Annotated in this window: 22 protein-coding genes; 12 read left to right on the top strand and 10 right to left on the bottom strand. The window is 68.9% G+C overall.

Annotation, left to right across the window (positions count from 1 at the left end; translation table 11 throughout):
- The first annotated feature begins 23 nt into the window (after positions 1-23).
- The 3 genes from EIZ45_RS43225 to EIZ45_RS43215 all read left to right on the top strand — a co-directional run bounded on the left by EIZ45_RS43225 (position 24) and on the right by EIZ45_RS43215 (position 2,991).
- Positions 24-1,352, top strand: a complete 1,329-nt coding sequence (locus EIZ45_RS43225) for an MFS transporter (protein ID WP_043832769.1) — start codon at positions 24-26, stop codon at positions 1,350-1,352.
- 13 nt (positions 1,353-1,365) lie between these two features.
- Positions 1,366-1,650 (top strand): hypothetical protein, encoded by a 285-nt coding sequence (locus EIZ45_RS43220; RefSeq protein ID WP_134669798.1) that lies wholly within the window; start codon positions 1,366-1,368, stop codon positions 1,648-1,650.
- A gap of 69 nt (positions 1,651-1,719) precedes the next feature.
- Positions 1,720-2,991 carry an aspartate aminotransferase family protein gene (locus tag EIZ45_RS43215; RefSeq protein WP_043832765.1) on the top strand — a complete coding sequence of 424 codons (1,272 nt, stop codon included), beginning with the start codon at positions 1,720-1,722 and terminating at the stop codon, positions 2,989-2,991.
- Positions 2,992-3,056: 65 nt separating this feature from the next.
- Here EIZ45_RS43215 and EIZ45_RS43210 read toward each other — a convergent pair whose 3' ends face one another.
- The 6 genes from EIZ45_RS43210 to EIZ45_RS43185 all read right to left on the bottom strand — a co-directional run bounded on the left by EIZ45_RS43210 (position 3,057) and on the right by EIZ45_RS43185 (position 8,063).
- Positions 3,057-4,049: an esterase-like activity of phytase family protein gene (locus EIZ45_RS43210; RefSeq protein ID WP_370318246.1), complete on the bottom strand. Its 993-nt coding sequence runs from the start codon at positions 4,047-4,049 to the stop codon at positions 3,057-3,059.
- 277 nt (positions 4,050-4,326) lie between these two features.
- Positions 4,327-4,524 (bottom strand): hypothetical protein, encoded by a 198-nt coding sequence (locus EIZ45_RS43205; protein ID WP_037715481.1) that lies wholly within the window; start codon positions 4,522-4,524, stop codon positions 4,327-4,329.
- Between the two features lie 147 nt (positions 4,525-4,671).
- Entirely contained in the window at positions 4,672-5,190 is a 519-nt protein-coding gene (locus EIZ45_RS43200; protein ID WP_134669803.1) for a GNAT family N-acetyltransferase, read from the bottom strand.
- 16 nt (positions 5,191-5,206) lie between these two features.
- Positions 5,207-5,962 (bottom strand): IclR family transcriptional regulator, encoded by a 756-nt coding sequence (locus EIZ45_RS43195; protein WP_051172265.1) that lies wholly within the window; start codon positions 5,960-5,962, stop codon positions 5,207-5,209.
- Between the two features lie 62 nt (positions 5,963-6,024).
- Positions 6,025-7,476 carry a PH domain-containing protein gene (locus EIZ45_RS43190; RefSeq protein ID WP_205670310.1) on the bottom strand — a complete coding sequence of 484 codons (1,452 nt, stop codon included), beginning with the start codon at positions 7,474-7,476 and terminating at the stop codon, positions 6,025-6,027.
- Between the two features lie 74 nt (positions 7,477-7,550).
- Positions 7,551-8,063, bottom strand: a complete 513-nt coding sequence (locus EIZ45_RS43185; protein ID WP_205670307.1) for a PH domain-containing protein — start codon at positions 8,061-8,063, stop codon at positions 7,551-7,553.
- 276 nt (positions 8,064-8,339) lie between these two features.
- Here EIZ45_RS43185 and EIZ45_RS43180 point away from each other — a divergent pair, with 276 nt between their 5' ends.
- Entirely contained in the window at positions 8,340-9,254 is a 915-nt protein-coding gene (locus EIZ45_RS43180; protein WP_037817066.1) for a proteasome assembly chaperone family protein, read from the top strand.
- A 345-nt stretch (positions 9,255-9,599) separates the two neighbouring features.
- On the opposite strand, the gene EIZ45_RS43175 is transcribed toward EIZ45_RS43180, so the two are convergent.
- Positions 9,600-10,019: a MarR family winged helix-turn-helix transcriptional regulator gene (locus tag EIZ45_RS43175; protein WP_037817063.1), complete on the bottom strand. Its 420-nt coding sequence runs from the start codon at positions 10,017-10,019 to the stop codon at positions 9,600-9,602.
- 83 nt (positions 10,020-10,102) lie between these two features.
- On the opposite strand from EIZ45_RS43175, the gene EIZ45_RS43170 reads away from it, so the two are divergent.
- A complete protein-coding gene (locus tag EIZ45_RS43170; RefSeq protein ID WP_134669808.1) occupies positions 10,103-10,522 on the top strand; it encodes a PaaI family thioesterase in 420 nt (139 codons plus the stop codon).
- A 46-nt stretch (positions 10,523-10,568) separates the two neighbouring features.
- Entirely contained in the window at positions 10,569-11,450 is an 882-nt protein-coding gene (locus EIZ45_RS43165; protein ID WP_240690942.1) for a class I SAM-dependent methyltransferase, read from the top strand.
- On the opposite strand, the gene EIZ45_RS43160 is transcribed toward EIZ45_RS43165, so the two are convergent.
- Positions 11,440-12,420 (bottom strand): MCE family protein, encoded by a 981-nt coding sequence (locus EIZ45_RS43160; RefSeq protein ID WP_167756715.1) that lies wholly within the window; start codon positions 12,418-12,420, stop codon positions 11,440-11,442. The genes EIZ45_RS43165 and EIZ45_RS43160 overlap by 11 nt on opposite strands.
- Before the next feature lie 270 nt (positions 12,421-12,690).
- Between EIZ45_RS43160 and EIZ45_RS43155 the strand changes: the two genes are divergently transcribed.
- Positions 12,691-12,885 (top strand): hypothetical protein, encoded by a 195-nt coding sequence (locus EIZ45_RS43155; RefSeq protein ID WP_134669812.1) that lies wholly within the window; start codon positions 12,691-12,693, stop codon positions 12,883-12,885.
- A gap of 1,101 nt (positions 12,886-13,986) precedes the next feature.
- Entirely contained in the window at positions 13,987-14,442 is a 456-nt protein-coding gene (locus EIZ45_RS43150) for a hypothetical protein (protein WP_205670308.1), read from the top strand.
- A gap of 10 nt (positions 14,443-14,452) precedes the next feature.
- Here the strand turns inward: EIZ45_RS43150 and EIZ45_RS43145 are convergent, their stop codons facing one another.
- A complete protein-coding gene (locus EIZ45_RS43145) occupies positions 14,453-15,505 on the bottom strand; it encodes a reverse transcriptase family protein (protein ID WP_134669818.1) in 1,053 nt (350 codons plus the stop codon).
- Positions 15,506-15,755: 250 nt separating this feature from the next.
- Between EIZ45_RS43145 and EIZ45_RS43140 the strand changes: the two genes are divergently transcribed.
- Entirely contained in the window at positions 15,756-16,199 is a 444-nt protein-coding gene (locus EIZ45_RS43140) for a MarR family winged helix-turn-helix transcriptional regulator (protein ID WP_235146747.1), read from the top strand.
- A 50-nt stretch (positions 16,200-16,249) separates the two neighbouring features.
- Positions 16,250-17,794 (top strand): chloride channel protein, encoded by a 1,545-nt coding sequence (locus EIZ45_RS43135; protein WP_134669820.1) that lies wholly within the window; start codon positions 16,250-16,252, stop codon positions 17,792-17,794.
- Here EIZ45_RS43135 and EIZ45_RS43130 read toward each other — a convergent pair.
- Positions 17,784-19,112, bottom strand: a complete 1,329-nt coding sequence (locus EIZ45_RS43130) for a class I adenylate-forming enzyme family protein (RefSeq protein WP_134669836.1) — start codon at positions 19,110-19,112, stop codon at positions 17,784-17,786. The genes EIZ45_RS43135 and EIZ45_RS43130 overlap by 11 nt on opposite strands.
- A gap of 58 nt (positions 19,113-19,170) precedes the next feature.
- Here EIZ45_RS43130 and EIZ45_RS43125 point away from each other — a divergent pair, with 58 nt between their 5' ends.
- Both EIZ45_RS43125 and EIZ45_RS43115 read left to right on the top strand, forming a co-directional pair.
- Positions 19,171-20,079: an ABC transporter permease gene (locus EIZ45_RS43125; RefSeq protein ID WP_037817049.1), complete on the top strand. Its 909-nt coding sequence runs from the start codon at positions 19,171-19,173 to the stop codon at positions 20,077-20,079.
- Between the two features lie 657 nt (positions 20,080-20,736).
- On the top strand, positions 20,737-21,816 hold the full coding sequence (locus tag EIZ45_RS43115; protein WP_134669824.1) for a glycoside hydrolase family 3 N-terminal domain-containing protein: 1,080 nt from the start codon (positions 20,737-20,739) through the stop codon (positions 21,814-21,816).
- The last annotated feature ends 1,041 nt before the right edge of the window (positions 21,817-22,857 follow it).

The raw sequence follows: 22,857 nt of genomic DNA, 5'->3' as shown, positions 1-22,857 counted from the left end.
GGACTGTCAGCAGGGGAGGCGCGATGCCGCGCACGTCCGGGATCAGCAGAGAGCACCGCCGCGTCGTCCTGGCGGCGATGGTCGGCACGACTATCGAATGGTTCGACTTCTTCATCTACGCGATCTGCGCCGGATTGGTGTTCGCGACGCAGTATTTCGCGGTCCTCGGCAAGGACGCGCTGATCGTGTCGTTCGCGACGGTCGGCATCAGCTTCTTCTTCCGCCCGATCGGGGCGGTGATCGCCGGACATCTGGGCGACCGGCTCGGCAGGCGCGCCATGCTGATCCTCACCCTGCTGCTGATGGGGATTTCGACGGTGCTGATCGGCCTGGTGCCGAACACCGCGTCGATCGGGGTGTGGGCGCCGGTCATCCTGGTGCTGCTGCGCATCGTGCAGGGGCTTTCGGCAGGCGGCGAATGGGGCGGGGCGGCGCTGCTCGCGGTCGAGCACGCGCCTGCCGAGCGGCGCGGGCTGTACGGCGCGTTCCCGCAGATCGGCGTGCCGATCGGGCTGCTGCTGGCCAACGGCGTCCTCGCGCTGGTCACCGCGCTGACCTCGCCGGAGCAGTTCCTGGCGTGGGGCTGGCGGATCCCGTTCCTGCTGAGCGTGGTGCTGATCGTCGCCGGACTGATGATCCGGTCCCGGGTCGCGGAGAGTCCGGTGTTCGAGGAGGTCCGCGAGAAGAAGGCGCGCTCGAGCATGCCGCTGGTGCAGTTGTTCCGGCACCACTGGAAGCTGGTCGTCGCGGGTGCGCTGCTGTTCGCGGCCAACAACGCCGTCGGGTACATGACCACCGGCGGATACGTGCAGTCGTACGCGACGAAGACCCTGCACCTCGGCCGGTCGACCGTGCTGATCGCGGTGATGCTGTCCGCGGTCGCCTGGCTGGTGAGCACACTCGTCGGCGGCTGGCTCGCGGACCGGATCGGCCGCGTCCGCACTTACCGGATCGGATTCGTCATCCAGCTGGCGTGGATGTTCCCGTTCTTCGCGCTGATCAACACGGCCAACGTCGGACTGCTCCTGGTGGCGCTGTTCCTGTTCTCGGTCGGGCTCGGGTTCACCTACGGCCCGCAGTCGGCGCTGTACGCGGAGATGTACCCGACGACAGTCCGCTACAGCGGCGCGGCGATCTCGTACGCGATCGGCGCGGTGCTCGGCGGGGCGTTCGCGCCGACCATCGCCGAAAGCCTGCAGACCAGCACCGGCACGGTCTACGCGGTCGGCGGCTACCTCGCCGTGATGACCCTGATCGGCCTGGTCACCAGCTTCTTCGTCAAGGACCGGAAGGGCGCGTCGCTGAGCTCCGCGCCCGCCAACGCACAAGCAACCACCGTCGAAAACGTCTGAGCGGGGGCGCGCGATGCGGACCCAGACCCGAAGCGACTACTGCGCGTGGCTCGACGCGGCCGCCCGGGACGCGCACGACGCGATCAACCGGATCCACGTCGAGGCATACGCCGATCTGGTCCGCGCCGCCGAGCTGTACAAGGGAGAGCTGGCCTGCCGCCGTCCGGCGCGGCGGCCGGCGCCTAGTCTGCCCGGCCGGGGACAGCGCCATCGGAGCCATCGGGCCCACGGGCTGCGGGGTTCCGCGATGGCGCGCGTCGAGGGGTCGCGGTTCGCCGATCCCCGGCCGGGCGGGTAGAAAGGGCGGCGGCGGCCGGTCGCCGCTCCCCGCGGCGCCGGCCGGTTGAGCCGACCCCGAGGAGGAGCAATGCCGGACCAGCAGCCGAACCCGCTGTGGCACCCGTTCGCGGACATGGGCGCGGTCGACGGAAACCGGTTCGTGGTGACCCGCGGCGAGGGGTCCTATGTCTGGGACGACGCGGGCCGCCGCTACTTCGACGCCTCCGCGTCGCTGTGGTACTCGAACCTCGGGCACGGCCGTCCCGAGATCACCCGCGCGGTGACCGAGCAGCTGGAGAAGCTCGACGCGTACAACCTGTTCGGCGGCGTCGCGAACGAACCCGCGCTGAAGCTGGCTTCGCGGCTGTCCGAGCTGGCTCCGGTGCCGGGGTCGAAGGTGTTCCTCGGCTCGGGCGGCGGCGACATGGTGGACACCGCGGTGAAGATCGCGCGGTCCTACTTCGTCCACACCGGACGCCCGGAGAAGACCCACGTCATCAGCCGCACCCAGGGCTACCACGGCACGCACGGATTCGGCACCGCCGCGGCCGGCATTCCGGCGAACGCGGAGGGCTGGGGTCCGCCCGCCGCGGATTTCTCGCAGGTGCCGTATGACAACGCGGCGGCGCTGGAGGAGGAGATCCTCCGCGTGGGGCCGGAACGGGTGGCCGCGTTCTTCTGCGAACCGGTCATCGGCGCGGGCGGCGTGCTGCTTCCGCCGGAGGGCTACATCGAGGAAGTGGCGGCGATCTGCCGCAAGCACGAGGTGCTGTTCGTCGCGGACTGCGTGATCTGCGCGTGGGGCAGGCTGGGCACCTGGTACGGCATCGACCGCTGGTCGGTGCAGCCGGATCTGGTGACCACGGCGAAGGGCGTGACGAGCGGGACGATCCCGCTCGGCGTGCTGCTGGTCGCGCCGCACGTGGCGGAGCCGTTCTTCACCGGCCGTCCGGGCGCGCCGATCCTGCGCCACGGCGCGACGTACGCCGGGCACCCGGTCGCCTGCGCCGCGGCGAACGCGACGCTGGACATCTACGAGCGCGACGACATCATCCCGCGCGGCAAGGCGCTGGAGAAGCCGCTCGCGGACGCGCTGTCCGGTGCGGTCGGGCACCCGGCGGTGGCGGAGGTCCGGGCCGGGCTGGGATTCCTGGCCGCGGTGGAACTCGCGCCGGACCTGCTGGCCGCGGACCCGGGCGCGCCCGGGAGGCTGCACAAGTTCCTGCTCGAGGAGGGCGTGATCGTGCGCTCGCTCGGCAAGGGGATGGCGGTGTCGCCGCCGCTGGTCGCCGAAGAGGCGGAGCTCGACCTGCTGGCGACGGCTGTCCCGCGGGCCTTGGACCGGTTGCTGAAGAACTGACGCTCTTACGACACTGCGGCGGCGCCGGGTTTCCGGTGCCGCCGCAGTTGTCTGTCTACAAAGGACTATTTACAGGAGAGTGTCCCGGTGCGCAGGGCGTGGTTGTCGTCGTTGCCGTCGTCGGACCACACGACCTGCTTGCTTCCGTTCGTGCAGGTCGGCGAGATGGCGAAGCCCTCGTTGTTGTAGTTCGCCATCCCGGACGGGCGGTCGTACTGCGCGGTGGCCGCGAACGCGCCCTTGGCGTTGACGTCGAGCGTGCTGGTGCGGCCCTTGCAGGTGTTGTCGCATTCGGCCCACAGGTGGCCGGTCGACGGTTCGTACTCGAGGTCCATGATCGCCGGGAACCCGCTGTCGATGGTGGCGACGCGCGTGTACTTGCCCCCGGACTGGTCGAGCGCGTACGCGTAGACCTTCCCGTTGTCCTCGAGCCCGAGGAAGTACAGGCCGGTCCCGTGGTTCGGATAGCTCGCCGGGTTGTAAGCGGCTTTCGTGTGCTCGTCCCGGAATTTGTGCGCGGTGAGCGCCGAGTCCGGGACCCAGGAGATGGCCTCGAGCCCCTTGTTGGGCTCGACCGACGGCAGGTCCGAGGTGAGGTCCCATTCCCCGGTCGCGTTGAGCGACTTGCCCGATCCCGAGGTCGCGTACCGAAGCACGGCGGGCTTGCTCGTGTCGCCGTCGTCGTTGTCGCGCTCGGTGGCGGTGAAGACGCCGTCCGGGGTGAAGACGATCCCTTCGGCGTCCGGGTCGCCGCTGCCGTCGGAGTAGTGCATGGACTTGCCCTCGGACCAGCCGTTGGCGGTGTCGGGCCGCCACTTGGCGCCGTCCTGCACGAGCCGGTACAGGGTGCTCGGGCCGTTCTTCACCGCCCACAACACGGTGGGCGATTCGTACGACACGCCGCTGAGATTGGTGCCGAAAACCCCGGAGTCGTCGGCGATGGCCACCTTCGACCCGCCAGGCCACGCCGTAGCCTTCGGGGTAGCCGCCGGCGCCGCGTGAGCCGCACCGGCCCCGACCGCGAGCGCGAGGACCGCCAACGCGACGGTGCCCCGGATTTTTCCACGCCGACTGTTTCCACGCAGATGTGTTCCACGCTGGTGCGCAAGCAAGGAGCCGCTCCTTCTGTCCGTCTTGGCACGGGTGCAGGGCCGTGCCGAGGTGGTCGCTGCTGACAAGCGGCGGTCCCGCGTCGCGCGGGACTTACAGCAGTGGGTGATCGACAGTGGAGCACAAGGCGTGGCCAGTAGGCAACAAACAGCAGGTGACGTTGTCCCGATGATCGGCACGACGGTCGCACGCCGGGCCGATCACCGTGCTGTCAACGAGAACCGGTCATCGCGCGACGGTCCGCCACACCGGCACGTTGACGACCGCCGCGGGCATGCCGGGAGCCCCGCTGTCCCCGGGGACGATCGTGAAGCGCCACTTGTCCACTCCTCCGCCCATGATTTCGGCATAGCGGCGGGCACCGTCCGCGTTCGCGAAGCGGACCTGCTGACCACTGGCGAGGTGGGTGATCTTGACCGCCACACTGCCTCCTGGGGATCGATCGACGGACACGTTCTGCCTGGGTGCCGGCCCGCGGAGCTTCCCCCTCCGGGGCCGGCCCACCCAGTAGAACACGTGTTCGATTCCCGCGGCAATCCAGGTCCCCCTCCCGAGCGACGCTGAAACCGCCTATTCCACACCAGCAACGCGGGCAGACCGCATCATCGCCACCCGAGGCCACCGGTCCAGCCCCCGTGCGATCTCCGCTCGCCGGATCTTCCGCAGCGCCGGTCCTTGCTCCTCGTCGGCCAGCACGCGGAACCCGAGCCGCTCGTAGTAGGGCGCGTTCCACGGCACCTCGGCGAACGTCGTCAGCGTCAGCCCGGGCAGCCCGCGCTCCGCGGCCCACGCCCCGACCGTCTCGATCAGCGCCCGCCCCAAGCCGCGGCGCGCGTGGCTCGGCAGCAGCGAAACCTGTTCCACATGACCGAAACCGTCGACCTCCTCGGCGAGCACGTACGCCGCGATCGTCCCGCCGTCGTCCCAAACCCAGCAGCGGCCCGCGGACTGGAACACCGAGAGCTCGTCGACCGAAGGCGGTGCGTCGTCGGCGATCTCGGCCATGCCGACGGTCCGGAACGGTTCTCCGGCAGCACGTTCGAGGTCAGGCAGCGCAGGAAGATCGGCGGGGACAGCGAGACGGATCACCGGCCCGACTTTACGGCTACACGGAGTACTCGGAAATCGCTTTTGCGATCTGCCCGGCGTAACCGCGCAACGCTATGATCGCCCGTTCGCGCTCGGCGTCGCCGATGCGGGTGGCCGGTCCGACGAACGTCAGCACGCTCGGCCGGTGCCGGTCGACGTCGACCGGCACCGAGCAGCACCACACGCCGTCCTCGATCTCGCCCCAGCTCTGCACGTAGCGGTTGGCCAGCGCGTCCTTGAGGTCATCACGCACCTCGGCACCGCGTTCCGCGGAGATCCGGGCGACCTGGCGTTCGCGTTCGCCGTCGGGAAGGAGGGCGAGCAGCATCCTCCCGGTCGCGCCGACGCCGAGCGGGATCGAATGCCCCGGCTGGAACGTGAACCGCATCGGGCGGTCGCATTCCACCCGGTCGCTGCACACCGCGACGTCGCCGAAGTGCTGGAAAAGCAGCACGGTCTCGCCGAGTTCGCGCACCGCCTCCTCCATCAGCGGCCGCGCCACCCTGGCCAGGTCGTTCGCGAGCCGGGCAGCGCGCGCGAGCGGCATGACGCGGCTGGTGAGGTGGTACCGCCCGGACCGCGACTCCTCGAGCAGTTGCAGCTCTTTCAGCAACTGCACGTAGCGGTAGGTGGTGGCGACCGGGCTGCCGACCACCTCGGCGAGTTCCGCCACGCTGGCCTCCCAGCGCTGTTCGGTGAACGACAACAGCAACTGGAGCACTTTCCGGGAACTGTTGGCGCCGGCCGTGCGACGGAGTCCGGGTTCAGACATCCTGAAACCTCTTCGTAGGAGCACCGAATTCAGTCACGAACGCGTCGGTAAATTACCACAGGTCACGGTTTTTCTGACCCAGCAAGAAACGGCGTGAGCAATCCGGGAACGGCGGCGTCGGCGAGCGCGAGCCCGGCGCCCTGTTCCACGTCGAGCACGCGGTAGTGCCCGCGGCCGGCGGCGACCGGGGCGATGACGGTGACCAGCCCGGCCCGCCGCTGGAACAGCGACTGCTGCACGACGATCCCGGTGAGCCGGTCACGCCGGACCGCGACCGTAGCCCTGGCCAGCGACCCGGAACGGGTCACCAGATACCGGCCGGTGATCGCGTGGCCGAGCGAGCGGTACCGGTCGAAGCCGGCCAGCACCGCGAACGGCAGCAGCACCAGCGCGGCCTGCCACGGCCATTCCGGCAGGACATCGAGCCGGGCCAGCGCGAACAGCGCGGCCGAAAGCGCCAGCACAGCGAGCACGGCGCGGGTGATGCGGCGGGTCAGCGCGCGCCGCGAATGCCGCACGAGGGGGACATTCGCGAAGTCCTCGCCGAGCACCTCGCTCGCGATCTCCCGGGCTTTCCCCGCCGGAGCCGGCGGCAGCAGCAGGCCGCCGCCGCGGTCCGCGCCCTTGCCCTCGCGCAGTCCGGCCGCGACCGCGACGCACTTCGCGCCGCCGACCATCCGCAGCGGCAACGGTTCCTTGATCTCGACGCCGCGCAGCCGGTCCTCCTCGATCGACACCGACCGCGTCGTGATCAGCCCGCGCCGGATGTGCAGCGTCCCGCCCGGTTCGCGGGTGAGCCGGAAGCTCCAGAACGACAACACGTATCCGCCGACCGACAGCACCGACACCAGCACGAGCAGCCCGGCCGCGGCCAGCACCACGGTGAGCCACACCGGTTGTTCGAGCGCGCGGGCGGTGAGGTCGCGGAGCGGCCCGAAACTCGTCGGATCGAAGTGCAGTTCGTGCGCGAAGTGATAGACCGTGCCGAGAATCGCGGCGACTACCGCGAGTCCGGACAAGGTGAACGGCGCGTAGCGCACCCAGCGCTTGTCGACCTCGGCGACGAGCGACTCGGGCGGTTGCGCCGCTTCGGTTTCCGCCGGTTTCCGGTGCAGCAACAGGGTCCGCAGCCGCTGCGCTTCGGCGCGCGTGACCGCGTCGAGCACCAGCTGGTCCTTGCCCGGACCTTTTCCGTGATCATGGCGTCCGGTACCGATTCGTACCGCAGACAGCGAGAAAAGCCGATGTTTCGGTTCCGAAAGCACGTCTACGGTACGGATTCGATCGAGGGGAATCGCGCGTTGCTTGCGCAGCAGCAATCCGGTGTGCCATTCGATCTGGGTCGCGGTGACGCGATAGCGCGAGGTGAGGCAGTGCGAAATGCCGACCCCGATCGTCACCGCGGTGGCGACGAGACCGATCCACTGCCAGTAGTTCCCGTGGCCGAGCACCAGCGCGCCGACGAGCACCGGCAGCGACTTCACCAGGTCGAGAACCGGGCGGATCAACAACATCCGGCGATCGAGACGATGCCAGGGCACGTCGCCGGCGCCTTCGGCCGAGACGGGCGCGGAGGGTGCGGTCGCGTTCACGTCGCGTCCCCGCGCACGGCCTGGGTGGTGCGGGTCAGCTCGTCGGCGAGCGCGACCGCGACGTCGCGGTCGAGTCCGGAGATGCGCAGCGGCCCGGCGGCGGACGCGGTCGTCACGGTGAGGCGGGCCAGCCCGAACAGCTGCTCCAGCGGACCGCGTTCGACGTCGACCGTCTGAATCCGCGAGATCGGCGCGATCCGCCACTCCTGCTTCAGCCAGCCGGACTGGGTGTAGACGGCCTCGCCGGTGACTTCCCAGCGGTGCACGCGGTAGCGCCACTGCGGCATGACGAGCAGATGCAGCGGGGCCAGCACGCAGGAGAGCAGCAGTGTCACCGTGAGCCACGACGGCGGGTCGTCCGCGGTCGCGACCACCACCGCCTGCACCGCGAGCACGACCAGCCAGCCCGCCCCCGCGGACGCCGCCCAGTGGCCGATCGCCCGGCGGCTCACCCGGTGTTCGGGCGGGCGCAGCCGCAGTTCAAGCGTGGTGGATTCCTCGATGTTCACGTGCTCAGAGTGCCTGAGCGCGGGGGTCGATGCCCACGACAAGTGTCACGATGCCCCGATCCGGGGTGGCTGGTGAGTGCGGGGCGTTACTAATCCGACCAAGGTAGGCCGACCCCCCACCCGGCACGCAACCGTTGCTACGAAGTCATGAGGCCGTGGCTGTGGTCGGGTTAGTAACCATCGGCACAGTACTATTTCGGCCGCGCGCGGGATGGATTCGCAGCCGGGCCGCGTTGTATCGCGTACGTCCGTGCAAGCAAGCAGCAGGAGGATCCGGTGGGACTCGATCCCGAGGAACTGTACGAGGTGGACTCGGACGTCCCCGACCTGGACGGAGCGGTGCTTCTGCACTTCTTCGAGGGCTTCATGGACGCGGGGTCGGCCGGGCGGCTGGTCACCGACCACCTCGCCGGCGAGGTCGAGAACCGCGTCATCGCGCGGTTCGACGTCGACCGGCTCATCGACTACCGGTCGCGCCGCCCGTCGATGATCTACGCGGTCGACCACTGGGAGGAATACGAGGCCCCCGAGCTGGTGGTGCGCCTGCTGCACGACGACGACGGCATCCCGTTCCTGCTGCTGTCCGGCCCCGAGCCGGACCGCGAATGGGAGCTGTTCGCCGCCGCCGTGCGGCAGCTGGTGGAACGCTGGGGCGTGCGGCTCACCGTCGGGTACCACGGGATCCCGATGGGCGCCCCGCACACGCGCCCGCTCGGCGTCACCGCGCACGCGACCCGCGAGCACCTGGTCGGCGAGCACCAGCCGCTGCCGAACCGCATGCAGGTCCCGGGCAGCGCCGCCGCGATGCTCGAGTACCGCTTCGGCGAATGGGGCCACGACGCGATGGGCTTCGCCGCGCACGTGCCGCACTACCTGGCGCAGTCGACCTACCCGGCCGCCGCGCTGACGATCCTGGACTCGATCGGCAAGGCCACCGGCCTGCGCCTGCCTGATGGCGAACTCCGCACCGCGGCCGAGGTGGCCAAGGCGGAAATCGACCGTCAGGTCGCCGAATCCGAGGAATCCGCCGACGTGGTGCGCGCGCTGGAACGTCAGTACGACACGTTCACCGAAGCGTCCGGGCACAGCCTGCTCGCCGAATCGCAGGAACACATGCCGACCGCGGACGAACTGGGCTCGCAGTTCGAGCGATTCCTCGCCGAACAGGGCGGGGACGGCTCCGAACGCTGAGCCGCGAGGTAAGCAACGCCTGCGGACCGGACCGTCTGCCAGGCCCACCAGAGCCGGGCCGCCATGATCGCCACACCGGACATGGTGCGGCCCGCACGTTGCCGCGAGGCTGCGGGGGCGCGTGTGGCGGGTGACATCTGGTGAAGCTAGCCGGTGCGTTGGGCGGCCTGGCACCCGGACCGGCCCCTAACGCTGCCCGGCGCGCTTCCGCGACTGTGCGTGAGGGGGCCCCTCAGGGAATCTGATTCCGTCAGGGTTCCCCTCACGCACAGTCGCGTCGCGAGGAGGCGCACCGGCCAGCGGGTTCACCCAGCGTGCGCCGTATGAGCGTGGCTTGGGGCCGAGTCAGCCCGGCCAGCCAGCGAGATACCGCAACGCCTCGCTGGTCGGCCCGAACGCGTCCCCGAGCAGCGCGTGCAACTCGCGGTTGAACGACTCGATCACCGGCCGCAACCGGGCGATCGTCGCGTTCCCCTCCGCCGTCAGGTCCAGGACCAGCGCCCGGTGCTGTTCCGGATGCTGCTGCCGGACGATCAGCCCCGCGTCGACCAGCCGTCCGGTCATCGCGGTGATCGCCGATTCGCGCTGGCCCAGCTCAGTGGCCAATTCCCGCTGGGTGAGCCCGGGCTGGTCGTGCACCGCGAGCAGAGCGCCGAGCTGCGCGGTCGTCACGCCGCCCGCGGCGAGGCAGCGGCGGTCGCCCTCGACGCGCAGCCGGTGCGCCGCGCTCTGCAGCAGGAAGAAAAGACGTTCGTCGGCGGCCATGCGGGGATCTTGACAGTGTTCTCTCCGCGCCGCCATCCTCACTTCACTACTGAAGTACTTCACTACTGAAGTGAGGACTGAAAATGGACATAGACTTCGCGCGCGCCGGGCTGGCCGCGCAACCGTTCAGCGTTCTGCTCGGCGCGCGGATCGAGGAATTCGGCGACGGACGGGCGGTGCTGGAACTGGACGTCCGCGACGACCTGCGGCAGCAGAACGGCTATCTGCACGGCGGCGTCCTCGCCTACGCCGCCGACAACGCGCTCACCTTCGCCGCCGGAACCGTGCTCGGTCCGCAATTGCTGACGAGCGGCTTTTCCATCGACTACCTCGTGCCCGCGGACGGCGTGCTGCTGCGGGCGGAAGCGACGGTCGTCCAAGCAAGCCGTTCGCGGGCAACGTGCCGCTGTGATCTGTACACAGTGGACGGAGAAGGAAACGCGACGTTATGCGCGGCGGCACAAGGATCCGCGGTGGTCAGGCGGTCGGCGGCTTCCGGGTAGACCGGGCAGTTCGGACGGGTTTCCGGTTGTCCGCTATCGTCCCGGGATGAACCAGGAAAGCCAAGATCGGCTGACGACAAGGACTTTGGGCCCTGCGCTGCGCCGGAAGGCCGGCCTGGTGCTGCGCCGGGCCGCGGCCCGCCTGCACGATCCCCACGCCGAGCAGATCACCGAACTGCGCGCGGAATTGCGCGCGGAACTGGAACGGACGCGCGAGGACCTGCGGTCGGAGGTCGTTAGGCAGGGCGACCGCCTGCTGGACCGCGTGGTCGAGTTCGAGATCCGCAGCCGTCGCGACATCGTGTACGCCGGCGATCAGGACGCGGCGTTGGAGAGCAACATCTTCGCGCGCGAAAGCCTGATCGGGGCACAGCATTTCGGCAGCCCGAAGGAAACACTGGAATATGCGCTTTCCCTCGCGCCCACCGGCGGGATGGCGCTCGAGTTCGGCGTCGCGTCCGGAAACACGTTGCGCACCATCGCCGCCGCGCGCGAGGCGACCGAGGTGTACGGCTTCGATTCGTTCGACGGCCTGCCCGAAGCGTGGCTCAACGGCATGCCCGCCGGCGCCTTCGCCCGCGACGATCTGCCCGACGTGCCGGGAGCCGAACTCGTCGTCGGACTGTTCTCCGACAGCCTGCCCGGCTTCCTCGAGAAGCACTCCGGTCCGGTCGATTTCGTGCACGTCGACGGCGATCTCTACAGCTCGGCGAAGACGGTGCTGGACAACGTCGGCCCGCGGCTGCGCGTCGGCAGCATCGTGCACTTCGACGAGTTCTTCAACTTCCCCGGCTGGAAACGGCACGAGTACCGGGCGTGGACCGAGCACGTCGAGAAGACCGGCGTCGAGTTCTCCTACGAGGCCTACACGTACAACGACAACCAGGTCACCGTGCGGATCACCGGCGGACCGGGGCTCATGGACTGAAGCAGCCGTGCTCGTTGACCGGTCCGATCGCGGGAAGGATCAGGCCGCACAGGTAACCATCGATCCAGCGGCCGTTGCCGGTGAGGTTCGCGGCGAAGCGGACGAGCGGGGCCAGTTCGCGGATTCCGTCCGCGAGCGAGGCGCGGTTTCGTTCGAGCAACGCGGTGAGCTGGTCGAGCTGGGCGAGCACTGGGCCGAGTTCGCGGTCGTTGTCGGCGACGAGTCCGGACACTTCGCTGCTCAACCGGCGGGCTCCGTCGAGCAGCGACTGAATGGCCGATTCGCGTTTCTGTACCTCGTCCAGCAGTTGGTTGCCGTCGGTGAGAAGCCGGGTCAGCTGGGTGTCGCGGTCGGCGAGAGTGGCGGAAACTGTGCGTGCCTGAGCCAAAAGGTGAGCCAGTTTCGTATCGCGGGCGGAGAGGGAATCGGACAGCCGCGACAGTCCGGTCAGCGTGGCGCGGACGTCGGCCGGGGTGTGCGCGAACGTGTCGGAAATGGCGCGGAAGCTCTGTGAGAGCTGAGTGGTGTCGATGGCGTCGACGGTCGTGGCCAGCTGCCGGAACGCGGGCAGGACGTCATACGGAACCGTGGTCCGGTCGCGCGGAATCGGAGTGTCCGGATCCAGCGACCCGACCCCGACCGGATCGAGCGCGAGATACTTCTGCCCGAGCAACGTTTTGATCCGGATCGACGCGGATGTCCGGTCCCCGAGCCACGCCCCCGACACCCGGAAGGACACCCGGACGGACGCGCTGTCGAGCGAAACCTCCGATACCCGGCCGACTTTCACCCCCGCGACCCGCACGTCGTTGCCGGTCTGGAGCCCGGCGGCCTCGCTGAACTCGGCGGCATACGCGGTGCCGTCGCCGATGATCGGCAGATTCGGCGCCTGGAGCGCGGTGAGGACGCCGAGGACGAGCACAGTCAGCCCGACGAGAGCGGTGCGCACGGGGCGCCGGTCGGGATGCACAGCGTGGATAGTGGCTCGCCCGGCCGGGTGAGGCCACTCATGCCACCCGAATGGGCGCTTTCCCACTCTGTCCACTTAGGACTCTTGGGGTTCCCGCCCTGGGCACGGCCCGTTTCCGGCATCGCACCCGGCGGCTCCCGTCGTGTGCCATTCTGGCCTGACTGGCTGACGTGACCGGAGTCATCGGAACATCCGGTGCGGGTCGGCCGTTGAAGGGGTGTGCAGGGAGCGCGGACAACCCGCGCCCACGCCGATCGGGGAGGAGCCACCATGCGAGACCTGACCACCGGATTGCACCCGGCGCCAGACCTCGTGGACGACACGGACGCGGTCCGGCAGGAGGAACGCCGCCGCAAGGCAGCGCTGGCCGTCGCGTCGCGGGCCAAAGACGCGCAGGAATGCGCCCTGCTGCTGGACATGCTGGGGCTGCACGCCCCCGGCGGCAGCCGCACCGAGGTCGCCTGAGGCGCTCCGGTTCCGCCGGGTTGCCCCGAGGTTCCGGGGGAAGACGCCGCTGCCGGTGCGGGCCGGTTGCGGGATGGTTTGATGCGCCAGCCTGGCCCTGGGGAGGGCCGGGCTGGCCGCGGCCGGGTTGTGACGGGCTGAACGGCCCGGCGTTCGATGCGGGGGTTTCGACACTGGCGGGTGGGGTAACCCCGCCGGGAGTTCGGTCAGCGACGGGCTGACCGGGCGGTCGAGCGCGCCTGACGACCTTGCGGGCTGCAGCTTGGCTGAACGAACATCGGTGCCCGGTGCCCGGTGCCCGGTGCCCGGTGCCCGGTGCCCGGTGCCCGGTGCCCGGTGCCCGGTGCCCGGTGCCCGGTGCCCGGTGCCCGGTGGGGGTTGCGTCTTTGCCTGAGCAACTCAGTTCCCGACGGGATCTGGCGGGGTTGGATCGTGCCTGAGCAAACTCAGCCCTGGCACCGCAAACTTCTTCACGTTGCCGGGCCGCCAATTGGCCGCCACTAGCTTCGCCCGCTCCCCGTGTCGCCCGGTTGCCGCGTGCCGGACCCCTTCCGCGCGCAAGCCTTCCCTCTCAACGCTTCATTGCTCGCCTGAGAGCAGCCCACCGCCCCAATCCCGCGCCCCCGACTGCGCCAAACGGGTGAAATCGAGCCCGTAAATCAAACCCGAAAAACCACGCCGCCCAAGGCAGCCAAGACACGAACCGCCCGGAGGCCTGCTCCGCTTGCAGGCAACAAGCCCTTGCCATGAAAGCGTTTCGCAATCACCGCCCCGCCCACGCACGGGTGTCCACTAAGGCCAGTCACCCAAAGAATGCGGATTCCGCAGCAACCCACCCCATCCGCACCGGCAACCCAACCCAAGCGGCAAGTCCGTTGCGGAAACCGGCCCACGCCCTGAACTCCCGCCAACCACCCGAAGCTGGCCGATTCCTGAGGCACAACAAGGATTCCCGGACTTGCGCGGTCGGGTACTGTCGATGCCCCTGGGTGATATTTTGCTCCGAACGGCTGAGTGTCGCCGACGTATCTGTCACCCTGGTGGAGCATCCTGTACCGGGAAGCGGCCTGGGTCGGGACCGGGCGCAGGGGAGGAAACGCTGTGCAGAACCTGTGGGAAGACGAATATCTCATTCGGCAGCAGCGAGCTCTGGCGGAAATGGTGCGCCTGGGGCGGCGGAAGCGCAGTTTTCAGCTGGCGGAACATCTGGCGGCGGAGGGCGGGGTGCATCGGTCGGATGTCCTGGCAGTGACGGCGCTTTTCCTTGCCTGCCAGGCGGTTCGGCGGGGTGATGCGGCGGCCGTGCAAAGGTTTTCGAGCGCGTTTCGCAGTTGTGAGCGAAGCAGCATGGATCTTGCTCGGCAGCTCATGCGTTTGGAAGCGGGCCGGGAACAGGGATGGCTTCCCCGGGTGCATTATGACGAGCTTTTTTCCTACGCTTGGCGAGAAAACCGGCCCGACATTCTGGTCAAAGCCTCGATGATTCAGCCGCGGGATGTTCCGGCGGCCGGATGGTGGGCCGAGATGGAGCGGAATCTCAGCCTGTTATCGGTCTGAACCGGCGTGTTCACGACCAGTCGATCCGGTCGAACAGGCCGCGCAATTTCGTGCCGCGGGTCGCGTTCGTGGCGCTGATCCACGCGATCCGGCCCAGCAGGTGCGCGCGGAAGTCCGGGTGCTCCGCGCGGTTCTGCGGCGCCGGGCCGGTGCGGGCGCAGTTGTGCAGCACGGCCCGCAACTCGTCGTACTCGGCGCGGGCGACAGCCGGCGCGGCGTTCACCACCAACCCGGCGACGCGCTGCTGCCGGTAAGCCGGTTTCACCGACGTCTTATCGTCACGCAGGCGGAAGCCTTCGTCGGTCACGATCCGCCGGACGCCCGGCAGCAGCCGGTGCAGCGGCAGGCTCGCGTCGCCGGAGAAGGCCAGATCGTCGGCGTAGCGGGTGTAGTTCGCGCCCAGCACGGCGGCGAGGCCGGAAAGCCGGCGATCCAGGTGATGGGTGACCGCGTTGGCGACCGAGGGCGACGACGGTGCGCCTTGCGGGAGATGTGTGCCGGCGAGATGGCCCAGCATGGCCGATCGGGCGGGCGCGGAGCGCAGGACGTCGACCGGCGTGCGCGTCGTAAGGATCCCGGCGATGGCGGCCGCGACGGCAGGCGGGTAACCGGCCAGGTCGAGCAGCGACCGCACCCGCGTGGCGGTCACGGTCGGGAAGAAGCCGGCCAGATCCAGCCGCACCACCATGTCCTGTCCGGCGTGCGGACGGGCGCAGGTGTGGATCGAGCGGCCGCGGCGGAAACCGTGCGCGGCCTCGTGGACCGGCAGCGCGTCGAGGACGTGCCTGCGGACCCGGCGCTGCACCTCGGCCAGCCGGGGTTTCGGCTGCTCGATGAGCCGCGCGCCGCCGGTGGACGTGGGGATCCAGCGGTAGCGGTAGTGCCGCAGCACCGGCCTGGACCGCCGGTGCCAGCCGCGTTCGTCGGCGAACCAGGACAGTTCGCCCGGCGTGAGGTCGAGGGCGGCGGCGCATTCGTCGAACGTGGTCCACCGGGCGACCGGCCATCGCCACACCGGCATCGGTTCGAGCAGCGACGCGGAGGCGACTCGTTCTCCGTTCATCCGCGCTGTCTCGCACGCGGAGCGTGCCGCCGCTGCGCGGGGCGCTGTGGGTACGTGTCGTGCTGCTCCCCGGGGTTGCCCCGGAGTGGGTGGTGCTCCACCGGCTCACCTCCGCGTCGCCGAACCCCACCCTAGCCAAGATCACCGACAAAACCGGCGCCCGGGGAGGAACCCCTGGTGACCGAACACACCCTTGACCTGAAGCCTTGTCTATAGCAACTTTTGCACTATGCAAGGTTTGTCGGATGACGTGGCCGATCTCGAGCGGCTGACTCGCGTGCTCGTGGCCGTGGCCTGGGACAGCGCGCACGCCGCCCCGCGTGGCGTGACCTTCCCGCAGGTGCGATTGCTGGTGGTGCTCGACAGCCTGGGACGCGTGCCGTGTTCCCGGCTCGCCGAGGCGATGGGCGTGAACGCGTCGTCGGTCACCCGGCTGGCCGACAAGCTCGAGGCGCACGGGTACGTCGTGCGCGGCGAGGACGAGCACCGTCGCACGGTGGTGACCATGGAGGTCACCGCTGCCGGGCGTGAGGTCGTCGCCGGAGTTGTCGGCCGACGCCAGCGCGCGCTGTCCGAGCTGCTGACGGAAATCCCGGCCGCGCGGAACGAAGCGGTCTCGACCGCGGTCCGCGACCTGGTCCTGGCGGCGGAATCGGCACCGGGCGTGCCCACAGCGGGACCGGGCCGGCTGTGAAGGTTCCAGCGCGGGCCGCGCACCTCGGCGACTTCGCAGTCAATCCTCGAATGCTGTTGATCACCGCGATCGCGCTGCCGGTGGGCGGCGCGGCGGCGGTGGCGGCGTTCGCCCTGCTCAAGCTCATCGGCTTGATCACCAACCTGGTCTTCTACCAACGCGTCGCCACGGATCTCGTCGCGCCGGGCGCGCAGCACCACCCGTGGTGGCTCGTGCTGCTAGCCCCGGTCGTCGGCGGGCTCGTGATCGGCTTGATGGCGCGCTACGGCTCGGAGAAGATCCGCGGGCACGGCATGCCGGAGGCGATCGAGGCGATCCTCACCGGAGGCAGCCGGGTGGCCCCGCGCGTCGCGGTGCTGAAGCCGGTGTCGGCGGCGGTCAGCATCGGCACCGGTGGTCCGTTCGGGGCCGAGGGGCCGATCATCATGACCGGCGGCGCGGTCGGTTCGATCCTCGCGCAGCTGCTGAAGCTGTCCGCGGACGAACGCAAGACGCTGCTGGTCGCCGGTGCCGCGGGCGGGATGGCGGCGACGTTCAACGCGCCGCTCGCGTCCGTCCTGCTGGCGGTGGAGTTGCTGCTGTTCGAGTGGCGGCCGCGCAGTCTGGTTCCGGTGGCTGCCGCGGTGTGCGTCGCGACGGTGTGCCGCGGGTTTCTGCTCGGCACCGGACCGGTCTTCGGGGTCCCGTTCACCGGGGCCAACCCCGGCCCGGCCGCCGACGGTCTTGCGCTCGTCCCCGGCCTGACCGGCGGGTTGCTGGCGATCGGCGCGACCGCGCTCGTCTACTTCGCCGAGGATCTTTTCGGGCGGCTGCCCGTGCACTGGATGTGGTGGCCCGCGATCGGCGGCCTGGTGATCGGCATTGGCGGCCTGATCGAACCGCACGCGCTCGGCGTCGGCTACGACGTGATCGACACGCTGCTCACCGGGCACGCGACCGCGTCGCTGATCGTCGGGATCCTGGTTGTGAAAACGCTGATCTGGGCGCTTTCTCTGGGATCAGGGACTTCCGGCGGCGTGCTGGCGCCGGTGTTCATGATCGGCGCCGCGCTGGGCGCCGCGGAAGGCGGTTTGCTGCCGCACGTCGCGCCCGGGTTCTGGGCGACGTGCGGGCTGGCCGCGGTCGTCGGCGGCGTGATGCGGTCGCCGTTCACCGGCATTGTGTTCACTTTGGAGCTGACCCACGCGTGGAGTTATCTGCTGCCGCTCGTCGTCGCCTCGTTCTCGGCGTACGCGCTTTCGGTGTTGCTGCTCAAGCGTTCTGTGCTCACGGAGAAGATCGCGCGGCGTCGGCTGCACCTCACTCGGGAGTACACAACTGATCCACTTGAGACGTTCTTCGTGCATGAAGTGATGACGCACCAACCGGACGTGCAGATGTCGGCTGATGTCGTCGTGTTCGGGGACGACACTCTGCGCGACGTTGCGAACGAACTGGCGCTCGGGCACACGACGCAGGCGCTGGTGGTCGACCGGCATGATCCGTCGCGGGTGCTCGGCAAGGTGACATTGGCGCAGCTGCTGCATGCCCGGCGGCGGGACCTGCACGAGGAACATCACCGGGAACGGTTGCTGGGCCGGTCGGTCAGCGCTTGAGCCGCTGTTTGTCCACTTTGCCCACTGGGGTCAGCGGCAGCTCGTCGCTGAACTCCACAGTGGACGGTACGAAGTGCTCGCCGCCGAGTTCGGCGCGGACCTGGTCGCGCAGTTCGTCAGCGGTGGTGTCTTCGGCGACCACCACGGCGTGCAGCAGGGTTCCGTCCGGGCCCGGTGCGGGGACGACCGCGGCGGCTTTCACCTTGGGGTGGCTGAGAAGTGCGTGCTCCACTGTGGTCGAGGAGACCTTCGTGCCGTGCTCGCCGGTGACGATGACGTCGTCGATCCGGTCCTCGAGGTAGAGGTAGCCGTCCTCGTCGAAGCGGCCGAGGTCGCCGGTGCGCAGCCAGCCGTCGCCGATCGGCGGCTGTCCGTGGTAGCCGTCCATCATGGACAGTCCGCGGACGAGCACTTCGCCGTCCTCGATCCGGGCCTCCATCCCGGGCACGATGCGGCCGACGGAACCGAGGAGTTCCGGCCGGGCAAGGACTTCGTCCGCGGAGATGCTGGCGATCATCGGCGCTTCGGTGAGCCCGTAGCCCTGTCCGACGACCGGACCGAACACCTTGAGCGCCTCGGCCAACCGGCTCGGCGGCAGCGGTGCAGCGCCGAGGGAAAGCTGCTGCACGCTGGATACGTCCGTAGTGGACAGCTGTGGATGGTCGAGTACGGCGGCGAGTCGGGGAGGGGTAAGGGAAAGCGTCGTGATGCGACGACACTCCACATCGGAGAGAAGCTTCTCGGCGTTGAACTCCCGGTGCAGTACCACGGTGTTGCCGCAGCAGAGCGCGCCCAGAACGGCCACGTTGCCGGTCATGTGTGTGAGCGGCGCGGTGACGAGCGCGGTTTTGGTGCCGTCCGGTTGGAAGATGTGGGCCACGCCATCGTAGATCCCGCTGTGCCGGATCAGTTTCGGTGTGCCGGTGGTGCCGCCGCTGGGGAAAATCGCCGTGACGCTATTGGGCAAAGTGTCCGGAATAGACGGTTGTGCCGCGGCGAGTGTGTCGAGTTCGACATCGGTGAGCAAGGTCGCCCCGGTCGCCGCGAGCGCCGCCGCTCGCGCCGGACGGCTCGCGGACGCCGCGATCAGCACGACTTCCAGCCCCCGCAGCTGCGCGGCAAGCTGAGTGAGCACCACTTCCGGCCGATTGGCGGCGTCGATCGCCACCATGCCGCGTACCTCGGCAAGTCCGCTGTACAGCCGCGACAGCAGGTCTGCCGCCGCCTGGTACGTCATGGTGGTGTCGTCGTGGTGGAACAGCACAGTGTCGCCGCCGTCACGAAGTGCGGAAAGGACGCGGGACAGGAAAAAGCTCACCCGGCACACCGTAGTCGCGTGTTGGCCGAGAACGGCGATCGCGGCTAGGTTCGTCGTCATGACCGCTCCGCCCGCGATCGACGCGGACCCGAGAAGCTGGCGTCGAGCCTTCGCTGATCTGCAGGCCGGGTTGCGTGCCCGGGAACTGTGGGCGTTGCTCGCGTGGCAGGACATCAAGCAGCGCTACCGGCGTTCGTCGCTGGGGCCGTTGTGGATCACTGTCGGGATGGCAGTCACCGCGCTCGCGCTGGGCGTGGTGAACTCCGCGTTGTTCGGCACTTCCATCTCGACCCTGCTGCCGAGCATCACCACCGGGCTCATCCTGTGGAACTTCATGAACGGCTGCATCGTTGAAGGCTCGGAAACGTTCATCGCGAACGAAGGGATGATCAAGCAGCTGCCGGCTCCGGTGTCGGTGTACGCGCTGCGCACGGTGTGGCGGCAGGCGTTGTATCTGGCGCACAACCTCGTCGTGTACGTAATGGTGCTGGCGATCTTCTTCGGCAAGCTTTCGCACCCGTATCGTTTGGTGGACAAGGGATACGCGCTGCTGCACCCCGGACTCGGCTGGGGAATGCTGCTCGCCGTGCCCGCACTGGCCCTGGTCGTGCTGAACGGTGCGTGGGTGGTGCTGCTGTTCGGCGTGGTGTCCACGAGGTTCCGCGACATCCCGCCGGTGATCCAGAGCTTCATCACGATGCTCTTCTACGCGACGCCGATCATGTGGTCGATGGACCAGGTCCGGGCGATGAACCAGACCTCGCACGAGGGATTTGGGTCGCTCGCGGTGAATTTGCTGCAGCTTAATCCGGTTTATCACTTCGTCGAGATCGTGCGCGCGCCGCTGGTCGGGCAGCAGCAAAGCTGGACGCACTGGCTGGTCGCCGGTGTGGTGACCGTGGTCGGTTGGTCGCTGGCGATGCTGGTGCTGCGCAATTACCGGGCTCGGGTGGCTTACTGGGTTTGATTGTCCATTGAGGACTGTCGGTGTGGTTCGTTGCGAGGAACGGCCAGATGCCGGTACTGCTGGCGTCCGCGGGTGCGTGCAGCAGCGAGCGGTTGCACTGTCGCCGGGAGCCGGGAGCCGGGAGCCGGGAGCCGGGAGCCGGGAGCCGGGAGCCGGGAGCCGGGAGCCGGGAGCCGGGAGCCGGGACGCCCAGCTCTGCTCGGTCCTGGCCAGGCGCGGGCATGCGAACGACCCGCCGCGCACCCAAGCCCGCCGACTGTCGCTTTGTCCAGGCTCGCCATCTGCCGCTTTGTCGGAGCTCGCCGACTGTCGTTTGCGCGAGCCCGTCATCTGTCGCTTTGTCGGAGCCCGCCGACTGCCGCTTTGCCCGAGCCCGTCATCTATCGCTTTGCCGGAGCCCGCCAACTATCGCTCTGCCCGAGCTCACCAGCTATCGCTTTGTCTGAGTTCGCCGACTGTCGCTCTGCCGGAGCCCGCCAGCTGTCGCTCTGTCCAAGCTCGCCAGCCATCGCGTTGCCCGAGCCCGCCTCCTATCGTATTGCCCGCCATCCTTCCGCCTCACCGCGATCTCGCACGCCGCGCTAACCCCCCTCGGCAGCTGAGCACGCCCGCCCGCCGGGGGTTAGCGTTGTCCTAGGGCTCGCGAACGGAGGTCGCATGAAGCGTCGGAAGGCATTGCTGGCTATGGCCGTGACAGTGCTCGCGATGAGCACGGTCGCCGCCACTCCTGCTGGACTCACGCCGCGGCAACTGGCCGGACAGCGGGTGATCTACTCCTATCCTGGTCTGACGCCGCCAGCCTCGTTGCTGCAACGAATCCGCGCCGGCGAGGCAGCGGGCGTGATCTTCTTCGGCGAAAACATCTCAAGCTCCCAGCAGATTACCAACGTGGTACGACAATTCCGGGACGCGAACGCGCAAAGCCCGGTGCACCGTCCGTTGCTGCTGATGACCGATCAGGAAGGCGGCAAGGTCCGTCGGCTGCCCGGCGAACCCGTGCTGTCGGAGAAGCAGGTAGCCCAGTCCGCGGATCCGTCTGCCGCAGCCAAAGCCGCGGGTACTGGTGCGGGCCAGAACCTCGCCGGGGTAGGCATGAACGTCAACCTCGCGCCGGTTCTGGATGTCTACCGCCAACCGGGGAATTTCATCGACAAATACGGCCGCTCTTACAGTCAGGACCCCCAGGTGGCCGGCGCACTGGGCCAGGATTTCGTCACGGCTCAGCAGTCAGCGGGCGTCGCCGCGACAGCCAAGCACTTCCCCGGCCTGGGCGCAGTCCCCGCCGGAAGCAACACGGACGTCGGCCCGGTGACGCTGAACGTGCCCCTGTCCGAACTGCGTGCCAAGGACGAGGCTCCCTACCGCCCAGTCGTCGACGCTGGCGTGAAGCTCGTGATGCTCTCGTGGGCTGTGTACCCAGCCCTGGACGCCTCCCGCCCCGCCGGACTCTCGCCCACGGCCGTGCAGGAACTCCGAACCAAGACAAACTTCGCCGGGGTGACCGTGACGGATGCCTTGGAAGCTGGCGCGCTGAAGTCCTACGGCGGACCGGGAAACCGCGCCGTGCTGGCCGCGAAGGCGGGGATGGACCTGATCCTGGCCTCGGCCCGAGACGTGAGCCAGGGGGACGATGCCGCTTCCGCGCTGGCCGCCGGGTTGTCGGACGGATCCCTGCCGAGCGCGGATTTCACCGCGGCGGTGGATCGGGTTTCGGCGCTTCGGGATGGAGTGAAGTGAGTCGCCCGCGGGTGGATGTCGCGGGGCGTGGTGAAACCGTGCGCCAGATCTTCGGCACTACCCAGTAGCCGATCGCTGTGGTCTGCACGACCGTGCCGAGGACGTAGAACCCGGGCGCGCCGTTGCTGAACACACCCTCCGATGAGATTTTGGGTGGAGGCCTCGGCGTCGCTGCGAGTTCAGGCGCTCAGCGTCACGAGTCGCGTGTTTTCCGCCCCAGCCATTCCAGCCGACATCCTTGTTGCGTGACGGGTCACTCTCGATACCAAAATCCGCGAGAATTGCTGCCCGACGAGGTTCTCGCACCCGGAGCGTTGCCTCGTCACGGCCCGTCCGTGTGCTTCGCTGCGAAGCCCGCCGTTATGCGGCCGCTGTTAGCGGAAGCCTCGTTGTTATGCGGCGCTGTTAGCGTCGATAACGCAGGACCCGTCCGGCACTCCGCGATTATCCAGCAAACAACCCCCCGTTCCGGTGACACCCGGCGGTGTGGACATCGCGCTGTCCTCAGGCTGAACGGGCACCCTTGCGTGCGACCCACCCACGACGGGAGGACGAATGCAAGCTTGGTGGCTCCTGGTGGCCGTCGCCGCGGTGTTCGTGGTGCTGGCCGTAGTTTTCCTGCGCCGCGCCGCCCGGCGTCGCTCCGCCGTTCCGCCGCCGAATGCTCCGCGAACCTCCCCGCCGGACGACTCGACGCGCCGCTGGGTCTCCCCGTCGGATGACGTCCCCCGCCGCGCCCGCCACCGATTGGACGAGGCGCACCCCCTGGCGCGCTACCCAGTCGCCCGGCAACGCCCGATGCGGCATCCACGACCGTCGCCCCAGCAGGAATCCGCCCGGGAACGGCGAGACTCGTAGCGCGCACGAATCCGGGGCCAGCTTGACGATGCCGAAGAGCCGCCCTCCAGATACCTGTGCCGTCAGACCACTGCGAAAGCCTCGTCCTGTGTTCATCCTTGTGGGCGAACGCCGAGGCTCCGTTTTTGTCGGTGCCCGCTGAGATGGGCCTGACCCGTTTTGACGGACATCCGAGATCAGGGG

The organism is Amycolatopsis sp. CFH S0740, from assembly GCF_004522315.1.
Lineage (GTDB): Bacteria > Actinomycetota > Actinomycetes > Mycobacteriales > Pseudonocardiaceae > Amycolatopsis > Amycolatopsis nivea.
The sequence above is the reverse complement of the archived record's forward strand: the minus strand, read 5'-3'. Positions and strand labels throughout refer to the sequence as shown.

What these genes read in the sequence shown, in the direction of transcription:
- EIZ45_RS43225 (WP_043832769.1), top strand. Translation starts at nt 24, where the DNA reads ATGCCGCGCACGTCCGGGATCAGCAGAGAGCACCGCCGCGTCGTCCTG.
- EIZ45_RS43220 (WP_134669798.1), top strand. Translation starts at nt 1,366, where the DNA reads ATGCGGACCCAGACCCGAAGCGACTACTGCGCGTGGCTCGACGCGGCC.
- EIZ45_RS43215 (WP_043832765.1), top strand. Translation starts at nt 1,720, where the DNA reads ATGCCGGACCAGCAGCCGAACCCGCTGTGGCACCCGTTCGCGGACATG.
- EIZ45_RS43195 (WP_051172265.1), bottom strand. Translation starts at nt 5,962, where the DNA reads ATGTCTGAACCCGGACTCCGTCGCACGGCCGGCGCCAACAGTTCCCGG.
- EIZ45_RS43190 (WP_205670310.1), bottom strand. Translation starts at nt 7,476, where the DNA reads ATGTTGTTGATCCGCCCGGTTCTCGACCTGGTGAAGTCGCTGCCGGTG.
- EIZ45_RS43175 (WP_037817063.1), bottom strand. Translation starts at nt 10,019, where the DNA reads ATGGCCGCCGACGAACGTCTTTTCTTCCTGCTGCAGAGCGCGGCGCAC.
- EIZ45_RS43170 (WP_134669808.1), top strand. Translation starts at nt 10,103, where the DNA reads ATGGACATAGACTTCGCGCGCGCCGGGCTGGCCGCGCAACCGTTCAGC.
- EIZ45_RS43165 (WP_240690942.1), top strand. Translation starts at nt 10,569, where the DNA reads ATGAACCAGGAAAGCCAAGATCGGCTGACGACAAGGACTTTGGGCCCT.
- EIZ45_RS43155 (WP_134669812.1), top strand. Translation starts at nt 12,691, where the DNA reads ATGCGAGACCTGACCACCGGATTGCACCCGGCGCCAGACCTCGTGGAC.
- EIZ45_RS43145 (WP_134669818.1), bottom strand. Translation starts at nt 15,505, where the DNA reads ATGAACGGAGAACGAGTCGCCTCCGCGTCGCTGCTCGAACCGATGCCG.
- EIZ45_RS43135 (WP_134669820.1), top strand. Translation starts at nt 16,250, where the DNA reads ATGCTGTTGATCACCGCGATCGCGCTGCCGGTGGGCGGCGCGGCGGCG.
- EIZ45_RS43125 (WP_037817049.1), top strand. Translation starts at nt 19,171, where the DNA reads ATGACCGCTCCGCCCGCGATCGACGCGGACCCGAGAAGCTGGCGTCGA.
- EIZ45_RS43115 (WP_134669824.1), top strand. Translation starts at nt 20,737, where the DNA reads ATGAAGCGTCGGAAGGCATTGCTGGCTATGGCCGTGACAGTGCTCGCG.